Annotated in this window: 12 protein-coding genes and 2 pseudogenes; 6 read left to right on the forward strand and 8 right to left on the reverse strand. The window is 49.9% G+C overall.

The features are described 5' to 3' along the window. Positions 1–134 precede the first annotated feature (134 nt). The gene (locus OMP40_RS18365; protein WP_277534883.1) at positions 135–1,193 is read left to right on the forward strand and encodes an IS4 family transposase; all 1,059 of its coding nucleotides are present in this window, start codon (positions 135–137) and stop codon (positions 1,191–1,193) included. A gap of 628 nt (positions 1,194–1,821) precedes the next feature. After that, positions 1,822–3,529: pseudogene (locus tag OMP40_RS18370) on the forward strand (IS1182 family transposase). 35 nt (positions 3,530–3,564) lie between these two features. Here the strand turns inward: OMP40_RS18370 and OMP40_RS18375 are convergent. From OMP40_RS18375 to OMP40_RS41930, 5 genes are read right to left on the reverse strand one after another with little or no spacing between them, the layout of a single operon-like run. Then, positions 3,565–3,771, reverse strand: coding sequence for a nucleotide-binding domain-containing protein (locus OMP40_RS18375; protein ID WP_277533575.1), 207 nt, complete (start codon positions 3,769–3,771; stop codon positions 3,565–3,567). A gap of 28 nt (positions 3,772–3,799) precedes the next feature. Next, positions 3,800–4,642, reverse strand: a complete 843-nt coding sequence (locus tag OMP40_RS18380; RefSeq protein ID WP_277533576.1) for an SMODS domain-containing nucleotidyltransferase — start codon at positions 4,640–4,642, stop codon at positions 3,800–3,802. Then, positions 4,615–4,887 carry an SMODS domain-containing nucleotidyltransferase gene (locus OMP40_RS18385; RefSeq protein ID WP_277533577.1) on the reverse strand — a complete coding sequence of 91 codons (273 nt, stop codon included), beginning with the start codon at positions 4,885–4,887 and terminating at the stop codon, positions 4,615–4,617. The genes OMP40_RS18380 and OMP40_RS18385 overlap by 28 nt, the downstream gene beginning before the upstream one ends. A gap of 12 nt (positions 4,888–4,899) precedes the next feature. Then, positions 4,900–5,430: an SLATT domain-containing protein gene (locus OMP40_RS18390; RefSeq protein WP_277533580.1), complete on the reverse strand. Its 531-nt coding sequence runs from the start codon at positions 5,428–5,430 to the stop codon at positions 4,900–4,902. Continuing rightward, a complete protein-coding gene (locus tag OMP40_RS41930; RefSeq protein ID WP_420872015.1) occupies positions 5,399–5,485 on the reverse strand; it encodes a hypothetical protein in 87 nt (28 codons plus the stop codon). The genes OMP40_RS18390 and OMP40_RS41930 overlap by 32 nt, the downstream gene beginning before the upstream one ends. Before the next feature lie 79 nt (positions 5,486–5,564). Here OMP40_RS41930 and OMP40_RS18395 point away from each other — a divergent pair. Next, positions 5,565–5,744, forward strand: a pseudogene (locus OMP40_RS18395) (transposase); the annotation flags it as partial. A 136-nt stretch (positions 5,745–5,880) separates the two neighbouring features. On the opposite strand, the gene OMP40_RS41935 reads toward OMP40_RS18395, so the two are convergent. The 3 genes from OMP40_RS41935 to OMP40_RS18405 form a co-directional block, all read right to left on the reverse strand. Beyond that, on the reverse strand, positions 5,881–6,315 hold the full coding sequence (locus OMP40_RS41935; RefSeq protein ID WP_420872016.1) for a barstar family protein: 435 nt from the start codon (positions 6,313–6,315) through the stop codon (positions 5,881–5,883). Positions 6,316–6,328: 13 nt separating this feature from the next. After that, positions 6,329–6,637, reverse strand: a complete 309-nt coding sequence (locus tag OMP40_RS18400; protein WP_277533581.1) for a hypothetical protein — start codon at positions 6,635–6,637, stop codon at positions 6,329–6,331. Positions 6,638–7,799: 1,162 nt separating this feature from the next. Beyond that, a complete protein-coding gene (locus OMP40_RS18405; protein ID WP_277533582.1) occupies positions 7,800–9,659 on the reverse strand; it encodes a glycoside hydrolase family protein in 1,860 nt (619 codons plus the stop codon). 267 nt (positions 9,660–9,926) lie between these two features. Between OMP40_RS18405 and OMP40_RS18410 the strand changes: the two genes are divergently transcribed. The 3 genes from OMP40_RS18410 (at position 9,927) to OMP40_RS18420 (ending at position 13,126) form a co-directional block, all read left to right on the forward strand. After that, positions 9,927–11,309: an ABC transporter substrate-binding protein gene (locus tag OMP40_RS18410; RefSeq protein WP_277533583.1), complete on the forward strand. Its 1,383-nt coding sequence runs from the start codon at positions 9,927–9,929 to the stop codon at positions 11,307–11,309. 78 nt (positions 11,310–11,387) lie between these two features. Beyond that, positions 11,388–12,257: a carbohydrate ABC transporter permease gene (locus OMP40_RS18415; RefSeq protein WP_277533584.1), complete on the forward strand. Its 870-nt coding sequence runs from the start codon at positions 11,388–11,390 to the stop codon at positions 12,255–12,257. Next, on the forward strand, positions 12,257–13,126 hold the full coding sequence (locus OMP40_RS18420; RefSeq protein WP_277533586.1) for a carbohydrate ABC transporter permease: 870 nt from the start codon (positions 12,257–12,259) through the stop codon (positions 13,124–13,126). The genes OMP40_RS18415 and OMP40_RS18420 overlap by 1 nt, the downstream gene beginning before the upstream one ends. Positions 13,127–13,464: the final 338 nt, after the last annotated feature.

Genomic DNA, 13,464 nt, shown 5'->3' on the forward strand with positions numbered 1-13,464 from the left:
AATCCCCCTTGCCACCGATAGGGTGGGAGGGGCTAATCCAATGTTGTCAGGTTAGTAGAAATTGGTATAGTAGAGGTAAACGATAGAGACGGACGATAGCGTGTGAAAAAAACGGAAAAGCGATCTTGCGTCGCGTGTTCACCCAAATGAGAAGCGACGAGCTAAAAGAAAAGACAAGGAAGAGCGAAAAGGATTTTAGGCGAAATCGCAAGATTGGATTCTTTCCGCTCGTGGCGCTCATCCTTCGGATGGTTCGAAAATCAACGCAACTGGAACTCGATGAGTTCCGGGAGATGTTCATGCTAGAGGAAGCGGCAAAGACGACCTACACAAAGCAATCCTTTTCTGAAGCTCGCCAGAAGCTGCTGCCGGAAGCGTTTACGTTGCTGAATGATGAACTGATCCGGGCGTATTACGAGGACGGCGAGTTCAAAACCTATCTCGGATTTCGACTGCTGGCGATGGACGGAAGCGTAATGGAGTTGCCTAACACCGAGGAAACTCAAGTGAGGTACGGGTACACAACAACTTACAAAGTCGGGTTCCGGATTGCTCGGGCGCTTTCTTCTCATTTGTACGATGTGGAGAACAAGCTGGTGCTAAGTTCATGCCTGAGCCGTTACGATGATAACGAACGAAGCTTGGCCAAACGGAATATCGAGCACATGCTCGGCTTGGAGACAGCACCGGTTCGCAACCTGATCCTGTTTGATCGTGGCTATCCGTCTGCGGAATTTATCCTGTACTTGCAGGAAAAAGGCATTTCTTATCTGGTGCGGGCCCAGGGTTCATTCTACAAAGAAATCGTGAACACGAGCCTCCCGGATAAAGTGGTAACGATTGAAATTTCCAAAGCTCGGGCGAAAGAATTGAAGAAGCAAGGAACCCCCATTGCGCCAGGGACAGTGCTGCATGTACGTGTCGTCAAAGTAGAACTTTCCTCCGGCGAAACGGAAATCCTACTGACCTACGTTAATGCTGAAGAGCTAAGTTATGAAGCATGCAAGCCCTTGTATTTCAAGAGATGGGGCATCGAAATGCGATTCGACGATTTGAAGCACAAGTTCGAGATTGAGAATTTTTCGGGGCAAAAACCCCAGATCATCGAACAGGACTTCTACGCCACGATCCTGCTGAGCAATATGGCTTCGGTCATGGAACAAGAAGCCGAGGAGCAGATGAAAGAAAGTTAGCGAACCGAGCAACTGAAATATGAGGAGTACCGAATCAACAAAAACATCCTGGTCGGCAAACTACGCAATCGGCTCATCGAAATGGTACTGGAGGAAGACGATGCCCGAAGGGACGTGCTGCACGAACGGTTTTTGGAAGAGTTACAGCGCAACATTGTCCCCGTCGTCAAAGACCGCACATTCAAACGAACCAAGCAGACCAAGGCCAACAAATTCACAAAAACGAAGCGGCGGGGACTATAGCGGCTTAACCTGACAACATTGGGAGAGCGAGCCGTGTTCAACGGGATCCAAAGAATGTTTAAGGCTTCGCCAGTGCAACATCCCTCAAGTGAGCAATGGCAGAACCCGAAAGAAGTTGCAATACACTGAGGGAAGAAATCACAACTAAGCAGAGAAGCCGAAAAGCAAGAGACAAAACGGCGTAGTGAAGGGGCAAACAAACAACACCTTTAGATAGTCTAATTTTATTGATCAGTTCCAGTTACAATAAAAAAGAGGCTGTCCCAAAAGGATCATGAAAATGACCTGAGGGGCAGCCCTGTTTTTGTTTTTGTAAAACAAAAAAAAAACCGTTCTTTGGTAAAATGGAAGTGTCGAGCAACCATTTACGAAAGGAACGGTTTCTTTGTACATTCAATATAGCATGGATCAACTTTGTCTGCCAATGGATTTGGAAACGGATATTTCTGAAAATCATCTCGTACGCGTCGTGAATAGCGCGGTGAACCGTCTGAGCGACGCCTTGTTCGACGCAGCCTATCCCGGCGGCGGACGGCATAGCTATCACCCCAAAATGCTCACCAAAGTCATCATCTATGCCTACACGCAGCGCCTCTATTCCTCTCGCCAGATTGCCAAAGCCGTCCGCGAAAATATCATGTTCATGTGGCTCGCCGGCCGCCAGCAGCCGGACTTCCGCACCATCAACCGTTTTCGCTCGGAACGGATGAAGGACGTGCTCGAGCAGATTTTTACGGCTGTGCTGGAATTGCTCGTGGAAGAAAAATATGTACAGCTCGAGCATTATTTTATCGACGGGACAAAGATTGAGGCCAATGCGGGCCGCTACACGTTCGTCTGGAAGAAGGCGGTCGTCAAGCAGCACGCGAAGCTGCAAGAGAAGGTGCGGACGCTGTTTGGAGCCATCGAAGAGGCGCAGCAGCAAGAGGATGCCGAGCACGCCGGAGCTGATCTACTGGAGCTTGGAGAAGCGTCGGAGCTCACGGCAGACCGGCTGGAGCAGGCCATCCAGCGACTAGAGGAACAACTACAGGAGAAGCCCAAAGACAAGCCCAAAGACAAGCCGCTCAAAAAAGCGGTTCGTTTGCTGCGGAAAGACTTGTTGCCACGCCTTCAAAAATACGAGCATCAAGAGGCACTTTTGGGCGATCGGAACAGCTTCAGCAAGACCGATCCGGATGCGACGTTCATGCGGATGAAAGAAGATCATATGCGAAACGGCCAGCTAAAGCCGGGCTACAATGTGCAGATCGGAACGGAAAACCAGTTCGTGCTCGGCTACAGCGTACATCAGCGGCCGACAGACACGAGATGTCTAAAGCCGCATCTGGAGAGCGTTAAAGAAAAGCTGGGCAAGCTGCCGGGTACCGTCATTGCAGACGCAGGCTATGGCGGGGAGGAGAACTATGCCTATCTGGAAAAGGAGCAGGTCCATGCCCTCGTAAAGTACGGCACCTACCACAAAGAAAAGAGCAGAGCCTGGAAAAAAGACATCGGCAAGATCGACAACTGGCACTACAACGAAGAGGAAGACAGTTGGACCTGCGCAGCCGGACAGAAGCTTGCGTTCCGTTACGAGAGTAAAACGACGACAGAGAGTGGCTACGAGATACATACGCGCCATTACCGGAGCGCAAGCTGTGAAGATTGTCCGCTTAAAACCGCATGCACCAAAGCCAAAGGTAACCGGGAGATATCCGTAAGCCTGACGTACTGGCGGCAAAAGAATGAAATGCGGGAACGGTTGCGAAGCGAAGAAGGATATGAGCTATCCGTCCGTCGCATGATCGAGCCGGAAAGTGTATTCGGCCAAGTAAAAAAACAACCGGGGGTTCCGGCGCTTTCTGCTTCGAGGCTTGGACAAGGTAAGTCTCGAGGTCGGATGGCTTTGCCTTGCCCATAATCTGCTCAAGAAGCTAGCCATCGACCAAAAACGCAAACGGGACCAAGCAGGAAATTCCTCTGCTTCGTCCCGTTTGGCTATTATTGACATCATTTCAGCTTTCTACTTCAACTTTAGAGGGCTTTTGGGACAGCCCCTTTACTTTTCTTACATTAGATTTGTTTTTGTTTGTTCCCTCCTGTTATGTTAACACAAAAGGAAGATAGGTACCCTATAACAACGTGGCTAAAAATGCCCAAAGGTGTTGGCTATTGGGACATCAATATGGTCTCTGGCTACACATACTCCGTTATGAACAATGTAACATTCAACATAATGGCCGCCTTTAAACTGAGTCTCTTCAACCTTGCGAGAAGTACCCTTAACGATTTCTCCTCTTAGCTTATTTCTTTTAATTGCCTCTTCACCACGATTCCTTACCTTCCAATACACATCAAAGGGTAATCCTTTTTCTTCGAGTTCATTTGAAGATATAAAAAAAAGTTAGGTTTTTATTTGGAAGTAATGGCTTCTTCTCTCTTAGCAATACACGAAGTAAGGTCTCTCTGAAGCCATTTTGTTTAACTTCACAATCAATTCTGACATTAAACTTTATATCCACAGGGAATAGATTATGAATAAATTGTTCTGAGTCAGACACATGAAAACTTGCGTATGCCATATGTTCTGATTTAGTAATAGATTCTGGTATAGGAAAGGATTTTCCGAATATTTCCTGTAACTTCTCTGAGACTCCCTCACTATCCTTATCTAAATCTTTTAACAATGCATAGGCATCATCTGCTTTGTTGACAAATTTACCACCTTTATTGTAGACACGTTGATTGCTTCCCAAAGCAAACCAGTATTTCTGGTCTTTATTGAGTCCCTTTAAGTAATAGAATAGGTCTTTGAGAAGAACCAAATAATCATCAAAAGTGGCATTGTAATAGTCGGGATATTTCTTAAAAAACTTATGTACCAATGTATCAATCAATAGACCACCCATTTTAAAACCAATATGGTTCTTCCAAGCACGTACTATTTGGCATACGTACTTAAAGTGTTGACTTGTATGATCTATCATATACTCACTTTCCCCCATTTCAACTAAGGAGTCAGTCCTCTTCCATTTACCTCCATTGTTTGAATCAGGGTAGGTAAAACTACCATCAGATTCCTCAAAAGCAGGACATAGTTCTACTTCATAATTGTTAAAAGTAATAACTACGACTTGTCCATCCCCTCTGAGTTCGGTGTTAGGGTATCTCTTCTGTAATTCCTTTTTTGACCGCTTTAAGTAATTCTTTTTTGGCCATTCCAATCATCGCCGTCATACTGGCTGTACAGGGCATCAGGAAGAACAAAAAGCATATCCATGTCACTTACGCCGCTTATGGCGGTTTGCCTTCCTACTGACCCAACAATATACCCATGTTCTTCTTCACTATTGTTGTTATAAAAGCTTGTGTTTAACCTTTTGGTTATGCTCTTAAATTTGGTTTGTATATCTTCAGTATTATCTAATTGCAAAGAGTTCACAAACTCCTCAAACGATTGTGCTAACATTACTACTCTCCTTTAACTAACGAATATATTAATCCATAGATATACAACCGCTATAATGCAAATAATAAAGAATAAAAAAGACTTGGGGACTTTGTCTTTGAAAAATTTAAACTGTTTCTGTTCGTTCACCCAATCAATCTGATGTTGACTAAAAAATTTATAATGGGCATACCAATCAGCACCAAAGATTTGTTGGCTTATCGATATGTCATAAAATCTTTGTTTGATTCTTTCCAGTTCTTCAACTTCATTAGTAAACTCCTGTTCTGAGGAATTCTGTACAGTGTAATACAGCACACGAAGTTTATTAAATAATGTCGTCATTTCTACCCCAGCCTCTTTATAACGTTCCTTTTCTGCATTATAGGAACTCATAGTAAGGGCAATAATGCTTGCCATAATTAGCAACGTTGATATGCCTGTACTATATTTATAAGCAGGATAGGCTAATTGACCTACGCCTATAAGCAAACCTACTAATGAAATAATCCCAGGTAATTTAGAAATAATATCATAGGTAGCAAAATTTTTTTTTAGCTCCAAATCCTATATTATAACCGTTTTCCGCCAACTCTTTGAGAAGAGCTGTTTTATGCATTGATCATCTACCCCCAAAATGTCGATAATTCACCTTTAGTATAATTGTACCATTTAACTGAATCCTTGCTGGCCTAATGCGGGAACGGCTGCGAAGTGAAGAAGGTTATGAGTTGTCCGTCCGTCGCATAATTGAGCCGAAAAGCGTATTTGCTCAAGCAAAAAACAACCGTGGATTCCGGCGCTTTCTGCTTCGAGGCTTGGACAAGGTGAGCTTTGAGGTCGGATGGCTTTGCCTTGCGCATCATCTGCTCAAAAAGTAACGATAGACCAAAAACGCAAACGGGACGAAGCAGGAAATTTTGGAAATTTCTCCGCTTCGTCCCGTTTGACGATTTCGGCTTCGTTTCAGCTTTGTGCTTCAACTTGAGAAGGCTTTGGGACAACCTCACAAAACTATAGTCTAATCAGTTTTACTTGATGTTTACTTAATACTTCATGTAGTTTTGTTATAAAAACATCATCTGCTTCTAAAAAATGCTCTGCATTTAAAATGTTCAGGGTAAAGGGAGGCATTACACCAAAGCCACCGCAAAGACAATCTTCCAAGCTTAATAAATCAAATCCAAAGTAGCCACCGGGACCATTAATCGCTTCTCCAAGTGCACAAAAGAATGAACTCGAATCTTTAATGAATGTCGCATCAAGAGTATAGATTCCATTTTGTTTATCCAGCTGATTATCAATTCTCTTGAAATATAATCTTACGACTTCTAGCCAACCCTTTCTTTGTTGGTTTGTGAAACTAGACCATGAATTAATAGAAGTAGGAGGCGATACTCGCCATTTACTCCAAATCTCTAAGGCTTCTTTTGACGCCTTGGTTAGCAGTGTTCCAGTTAGTTCAGTATGACTTTTTTATATTTTCAGACCCTTCTTTGTGCACGAAGATTGGAGTGTTTAACAAAAAGTAATAGGAGCCTATATCATTTCCGTGCACATCCATAATGCTCAGTCGAATATTTGCGACACTAGATTTTGTTTTCACACTATATTCTTTAAATGATTGCGTTATTTGAAATCCATCAAGGATGAGTTTGTGATAAAGCCCGTCTTCTTCAATTAGAGGATATTCTCCTGAAAGTCCTATGATGGTTTCACATAATCCTACAGTTAGGTTACTTTCATCATCTAATATTGAGTAATTCACCATCGCACCTCCCATCGATTCGCAAGGCGCTAACGAACGGATGACGTTTAAGGTATCACATTAAAAGCGTCGACCACCATGTACGTTCCCGATTTTTTTGACGAGCTTGATCGTATGGGCGCCGCCGGATAGCCCGGTCTTGCTGTAGATCGTCTGTTGGACGAGCCGGCCGGGGGCATTGCAGTTCACGGTCGTCTGAAAGACGCCGTCGATATAGACGTCCACGTTGCCCTGGTCGCTGTTCTTCTCCGCGATGTAGCTGATGCCCGTGCCGTTGAACGCGTATTGAACGAAATCGTTGTCCACGGTCGTATAGTGGAGATCGTCGTAATAATCGCCGAAGCCCCTCGCGCTCGATACGGCCCACGTGCCGGTGTAGGAGATGCCGCTCGCGTTGTCGTTAACCGTCGCCGGAGTCGAGGCGGTCGTTACGTAGAAAGCATCGAGCAGCATATACGTGCCGGAGGTTTTCACGAGCTTGATCGTATGCGGGCCGTTGGACAAGCCCGTTTTCGTGTAGACGTTTTGCTGAACCTGTCTATACGGCGAGCTCAAGTTCAACGTCGTTTGGAACACGCCGTCGATGTAGACGTCCACGTTGCCTTCATCGGCGTTTTTCTCGGTGACGTAGCTGATTCCGGTACCGTTGAACGCGTACTGCACGAAGTCGTTGTTGGCGCTCGCGTAATGGACGTCGTTCATATGATCGCCGAATATCCGGTTGGCCGCGTATCCCCATGCGCCGCCGTAGACGATCCCGCTGTCGTCGTCGTTGACGACAGTGTTGCCGCCGGCCGCGGAGCTGATCGCGACGTTGTCCACGTTAAACGAGGTGAGCTGCTGATCGTACACCAGCCAGGTGCTCTCCGTGTCCATCCGAACGCTGGCGATATTCGGAACTTCGTTTTTGAACGCGATTCCGCTCAAGGTCGGCGTGCCCGGCACGACGCCTTTGCCCGTTCCGATGTACAAGTCGTACTTCCGCTGCCCGACGTTCAAGACCCATTTGAGGTGATACCACGTGTTCGCGCTGTACGTCGTGATATCGATGCCCGGATCGAAGTTGGAGCCCTTCGTGCCGAAATAGCGGATTTTTCCGTTGTTGTAGAAGCGAACGCCGGCGACGATGGCGCCTACCCGGTCGTTGATGTACAGGTTGGAAATTTTATTCGCAGCCGTAGGCTTTACATCCATTTCGACGGTGACGACTTTGTCCTGACCTTGCGGGGTGAAGCGTTTGATCATGCCGGCGACGCCGCTCCATTCCGTATCGTTCAGACTGACGCTCTTGTCGGGGCCGCTCTCGTTGGCGTTGGCGACGGCGACCGTGCCGAAGTGCGAGCCGGACAGGTTCCACCAGTTCATCAGCGTGCCGTCGTTGAAGTTGTCGGAGATCGGCAGGCTGTACACCGGAATCGTCGGAGGCGCCGGGATCGGCGCCGGCTTGCGTGAACGTCGGGTAGCTGCCGGTGTTCCAATGGACGTTGTTGGCATCCGTAATCGTGAACCCGCCCTGCGCGGCGGAGTTGATCGCAGTGCCGTTCATTTTCAGATTGTTGATGTACAGGTCCGTGATCTTGTTCGACGGATTGCCGGCGATCTGCCCGCCCGTATCCTTGAAGGCCATGTTATTCAGAATGACCGTGCCGCTCAAGTTCACGAAGTGGTCGAACGCCGTATGGGTCATCGTCGACGAACCGGTGAATTGGACGTTGTCGAACAGGAAATTCCCGTACTTCCCGTTCACGGGGCTGTTGAACGCGTCGAGCGTCTGTCCGAATTGGGGAATGGACAGGTTCCGGTACGTAATCCCCCAGACATCACCGCCTTCGTAGTTCGCCTCGTTGCAGCCGTAAGCGATGCCCCCGTGGTTGCCGTCGCCTTTGGAGATGTAAGTGCTGTTCGAAAAGGTGACATTGTAGGTACTCGTGAAGCCGCCCCATGCCCCCGTATGCGCCGACCAGGAATCGTCCGATGCCAGACCGATGCTCTCGTCGAAGGTTATGTTGCTGCCGCCGTAGACGACGATATTGTCGTTCATGATGCCGCCGTAGTTGATGTACTTCGTGTTGTAAAAAGTCGCGTTATTGCCGCCCTCCGTGCGCATGGGAGAATTCGGCGTATCCAGGAACCAGATGCCGTCGACGGTCAAGCCGTTCGATATTCTGCCCGAGAGATGGGTCATATTGATGCCGTCCCACCAGCCGATGCCCGACGCGCCTCTGCCGCCATGGACCCGGAACGTGCCGTCGAGTATGCCTCTTCCGTAGAACTTGACGTTGTTGCTGCCGCTCACCCGGAAGATGTTGGAGCCCCAGCTGTTCTCGTCCCACACGATTCTCGCGCCGGCGCTGAAGTAAAAGGAGACGTTGTCGACGAGATTCAACTCGACGGAGTGGGTGCGGTAGATGCCGTCGGGAAAATAGAGGATCGACTTGCCCGGCGTTTCGAGCAAATAATTGATCGCCTTGTCGATGCCGGCATATACGTCCGTCGCGCCCGTATTATCGGAGACGAAGTTCGCGATGTTGACGACATTGGCATCGCTTGGACCGGGCGCGTTCGTCTCCACGGGCTCCACGACAAAAGTGAGCCAGCTATCCGCGTTCGAGCCCCAGGAGATCGCGAATTTCTGAAGCGGACTCGCGGTGAACGTCAACGTATTGGCGCTCACGGCCGGGGTGATGCTATAGCGCTTCGGCTCGAACGAATACGTCCCGATATTGCCCGCCAGACGCGTGATCTGAACGTCGATCGGGCCGTCGGCCGTCACCCTCGCCATGTGGTTTGCATAGCTGCCCGTAAAGGAGAACGCTTTGACCGTCGTCCATGCGCCAGTTCCCGCCGGCCTGACTTGGACCGCGAATTCCGAGCTGATGCCGAGCCCCGGCATATCCGGCATGACGGTGACCGTCGTCGCGGCATACGCGACCTTGGCAGGAAGCAGCGCCCATCCGATCGCCAGCAGGATGCTTGCGCATAGCGCGAGCAGCGAGAAGCGCAATCGTGTACTCTTCTTTTCCATAAACACACCTCGATTTTATATAATGAAGTCTGAACCGTGATGTAAGCCCTTTCACAATCGTAAGGGCGGCTTTACTGCCGATCAATGCAAATAATGAAAAAGCTCACATGGAAATTGTAGAAATGTAGTGTCCCATGCAGCAGCAAGACGCATTTTTTTCATTTTTTCCATATCAACTGTTCCATTCTATCTATTTATGTCTTGTCGCCGGACGCTTACACTAACCTTGCAACGATAACCGGATGCGAATAGGGAGGCAACACACAGATGACGAAGCCTTGGAACAAACGAATCGCGCTTATGCCGATGATGCTGCTCGCGATGATGATCGCGGCGGCCTGCGGTTCGAACACAACAGACGATTCGAACGCGAACGCAAGCGCGGGGGCGAGCCCGAGCGCTGCGACTGCCGGCGCGAAACCCGAAGAAGAAGGGAAGAAGGAAGCGGTCACCGTATCCTTGCTCACCTCGCAAGCCAAATACAAGGAAGCCTACCAGAAGATCGCGCAAAAGCTCAAGACCGATGAAAATATCACGCTGGACATTCAAGTCGTTCCGGACGACCAGTACTACAATCTGGTCAAGACCAAGATCGCCACGAAAGAAGTGCCGGACATACTCATGAACAACGCGCCGTCGGAATACATCACGATCGACGCTCCGAAGAACATGGTCGATCTGAGCAACGAGCCGTGGATCGCACGCCTGGCCAATCCGAACCTGCTGAAGGGGACCGACGGTAAAGTATACGCCATGCCCGTGGAATCCTCGAGCTTCTACGCCGCGGCATACTATAACAAGGCGGTATTCAAGGATCTGGGCTTGTCCGAGCCGAAGACCTATGCCGATTTCTTGAACGTGCTGGAGACGATCAAAACGAAGGGGAACGGCATCACGCCGATTTTCATGTCCAATAAAGACTCCTGGACGACGCAAATCTTCATGACGATCGGCCTGCCGGTGTTGTTGGGCGACAAAGCCCAGGCGACGTGGGATCAACTGCTGACGAACAAGATCAAATGGGCGGATATCCCCGAGTTCAAGACGGTTCTGGAAGATTACGCGGACCTGTACAAGCGCGGTTACGTGAACAAGGATCACATGACCGCGACGTTCGACAACGCCAAGGAAGCGCTCGCGACCGGCAAAGCCGCCATGCTCTACAACGGGGAGTGGACGGTCGGCGACTTGCTGACGAAAAACCACATGAATCCGGACCAAATCGGCGCGTTCGTGCTGCCGTTCGGCGACAAACAGATCATGGGGACGGGCGCCTTCGTGCAAGGCTTCTTCATTCCGAAAAACGCCAAAAACGTGGACGCGGCGAAGCGGGTGCTGAACCTGATCTCGCAGCCGTCGTATATGAACCTGTATTTCGCCGAAAATCCGGGCTCGCCGGGCTTCAAGGACGTCGATGGCGGCTCCGTCCATCCGGCAGTCAAAGCGCTCGTCGATCATTACATCTCCACGAATCAATACATCGCGCAGTTGAACGATCCGATGGCGTTCGCGAGCCCGATTTTCCCGGATCTGTGGCAGCTGTACGTGGATATGACGGTCGACGGGACCAAAACGCCGGACCAGGTGATCAGCGCCTGGGACAAGAAGTACGCGGATTACATGAAGCAGAAGGAACAGCCCGGCTTCTAATCTCATCGATCTCCGGAAAGGTCTTGCGCAAGCGGCAAGACCTTTCCTACACCTCACGCTAGGAGTGGACTTATGGGCTTGAAACGGTATTACCCCTACTCGTTTACCTACTTCACGGTGCTGTTCTACGGGTTGTTCTTCATCGTCCCTAGCGTCGTCGGTCTCAGCTTCGCATTCACCAACTGGGGATCCGAAAACTTGACCGACTGGGCGGCGGTCAAGTTCGTCGGTCTGGATCACTTCCGGTATTTGTTCAGTGATTCCGACTTCAACCAGGCGCTCACGAACACGTTCGCATTCGCGGCCGTCACGACGTTCTTGAAGGTGTTCTTGGGACTGCTGCTCGCGCTCGGCTTGAATCGGAAGCTGATCACGCGTCAGTTTCTGAGAGCCGTCTATTATATACCGGCCGTCCTCAGCGTGACGGTCGTCGGATTGCTGTTCTCGGCCATCTTCAGCATGGACGGCATCTTCAACCGACTGCTTCAAGATTTAGGAATGGGACGCTACGCTCTGAACTGGCTCGGGGACAATCGGACGGCGATGTCGATCGTGATGAGCCTGGAGGTGTGGAAGTGGAGCGGGTTCTGCATGATGATCTTCCTCGCGGGGCTGCAGACGATTTCCAGAGACTACTACGAGGCTTCCAGTATCGATGGAGCGTCGCGCCTCCAGCAGTTCAGGCGGATCACGTTCCCGCTCTTGATGCCTGCGATCACGATTAACATGACGCTGAACCTGATCGGCGGATTTAAAGTATTCGATCAAGTCTACGTGCTGACGAACGGAAGATCGGGCACTGAAGTACTGAACACGCAAGTGTACCGCGCGTTCTCCAACGGGCTGTACGGCCGGTCGAGCGCCATGGGGTTGATCTTGTTCGGCATAATCGCCATCGTCACGTTGGTCGTGACGTCTTATCTTAAACGCAAAGAGGTCGATTACTGATGGCAACGGGACGTCTGACACGCTATGCGTTGGAATTGGCGCTGCTCGTCGCGAGCCTGGCGATTCTCGTTCCGATCGCCCTGATGGTCCTGGGGTCGTTGAAAAGCCCGCTGGAAGCGCAAGCGTACACCTTGAGGCTGCCAAGCGAATGGCATTGGGACAACTATGCCACCGTATTCCAAAGCGGCGGCATGGGCCGGGCGTTCAAGAATAGCGTCATTATCGCATTCTTCGGCGTCTGTCTGACGGTATTGTTCTCCGCGATGTGCTCGTTTACGATTGCCAGGAGGAGCAGTCGATACACAAGCATCCTGTTCGTCTGGATATTGCTCGGCATGATCGCACCGTTCTCGGTCGTTCCTACGATCAGCTTGATGCAAATCTTGCAATTGTCGGGAACTTACGCAAGTGTTATTTTTATCTATATCGGCATTAACGTGTCCTACAGTGTATTCATTTTCACCGGATTCATCCGGTCGGTGCCGCGGGAGCTCGACGAGGCGGCCATCGTGGACGGGTGCGGGCCATACCGCATGTTCTTCTCGATCGTCCTGCCGCTTCTCAAGCCGGTGGTCGCGACGAACGTCATCATTCTGACGATGTCGATCTGGAACGAGTTCATGATTCCGTTGTATTTCTTCAATACGTCGGAAAAATGGACGCTGCCGCTGACAGTCTACAACTTCTTCGGTCAGTACGCAGGCAAGTGGAACCTCGTATTCGCAGACTTGGTCATTACGGCAACGCCGATCGTGATCGTTTTTTTTGATCGGGCAGAAGTATATCGTCGCCGGTATGACGTCGGGAGCCGTAAAAGGCTGATCGGCCGAACACGCAGCAGACGAAGCGAAGGGGAGCGCCGCGATTGAGCTCTTTGCGCATGCAGACGAAGCTGTTTTTTAACTATTCGATCGTGGTGCTGGCGGTGATCGTCGCCGCCTTCGGCTTCTTTTATTCTTATATGGCGCGAAGCCTGGAGCAAAATGCGATAGACAATCTCCAACAGATCGCGCTCAAGACGTCCGAGCAGCTGGACGGGTTCTTGAGCGAGCTCGATCACCTGGCATTGCAAACGGTTACAAACAAGGTCGTTCAGAACGCGTTCATCCATGCGGACCAGGCGGACGCTTCCGACTCGGGCAATTATTTCGATCGTCATCTCGAAGACCGCCACCAGGTCATGGACATGCTCGCCTCGATCAACGGA

This window comes from Cohnella rhizosphaerae (assembly GCF_029525575.1).
GTDB classification, from domain to species: domain Bacteria; phylum Bacillota; class Bacilli; order Paenibacillales; family Paenibacillaceae; genus Cohnella; species Cohnella rhizosphaerae.

Bases quoted from the DNA above. Each gene is read 5' to 3' on its own strand.
- OMP40_RS18410 (WP_277533583.1), top strand. From the start codon at position 9,927: ATGACGAAGCCTTGGAACAAACGAATCGCGCTTATGCCGATGATGCTG.
- OMP40_RS18400 (WP_277533581.1), bottom strand. From the start codon at position 6,637: ATGGTGAATTACTCAATATTAGATGATGAAAGTAACCTAACTGTAGGA.
- OMP40_RS18420 (WP_277533586.1), top strand. From the start codon at position 12,257: ATGGCAACGGGACGTCTGACACGCTATGCGTTGGAATTGGCGCTGCTC.
- OMP40_RS18405 (WP_277533582.1), bottom strand. From the start codon at position 9,659: ATGGAAAAGAAGAGTACACGATTGCGCTTCTCGCTGCTCGCGCTATGC.
- OMP40_RS18385 (WP_277533577.1), bottom strand. From the start codon at position 4,887: ATGTTAGCACAATCGTTTGAGGAGTTTGTGAACTCTTTGCAATTAGAT.
- OMP40_RS41930 (WP_420872015.1), bottom strand. From the start codon at position 5,485: ATGCATAAAACAGCTCTTCTCAAAGAGTTGGCGGAAAACGGTTATAAT.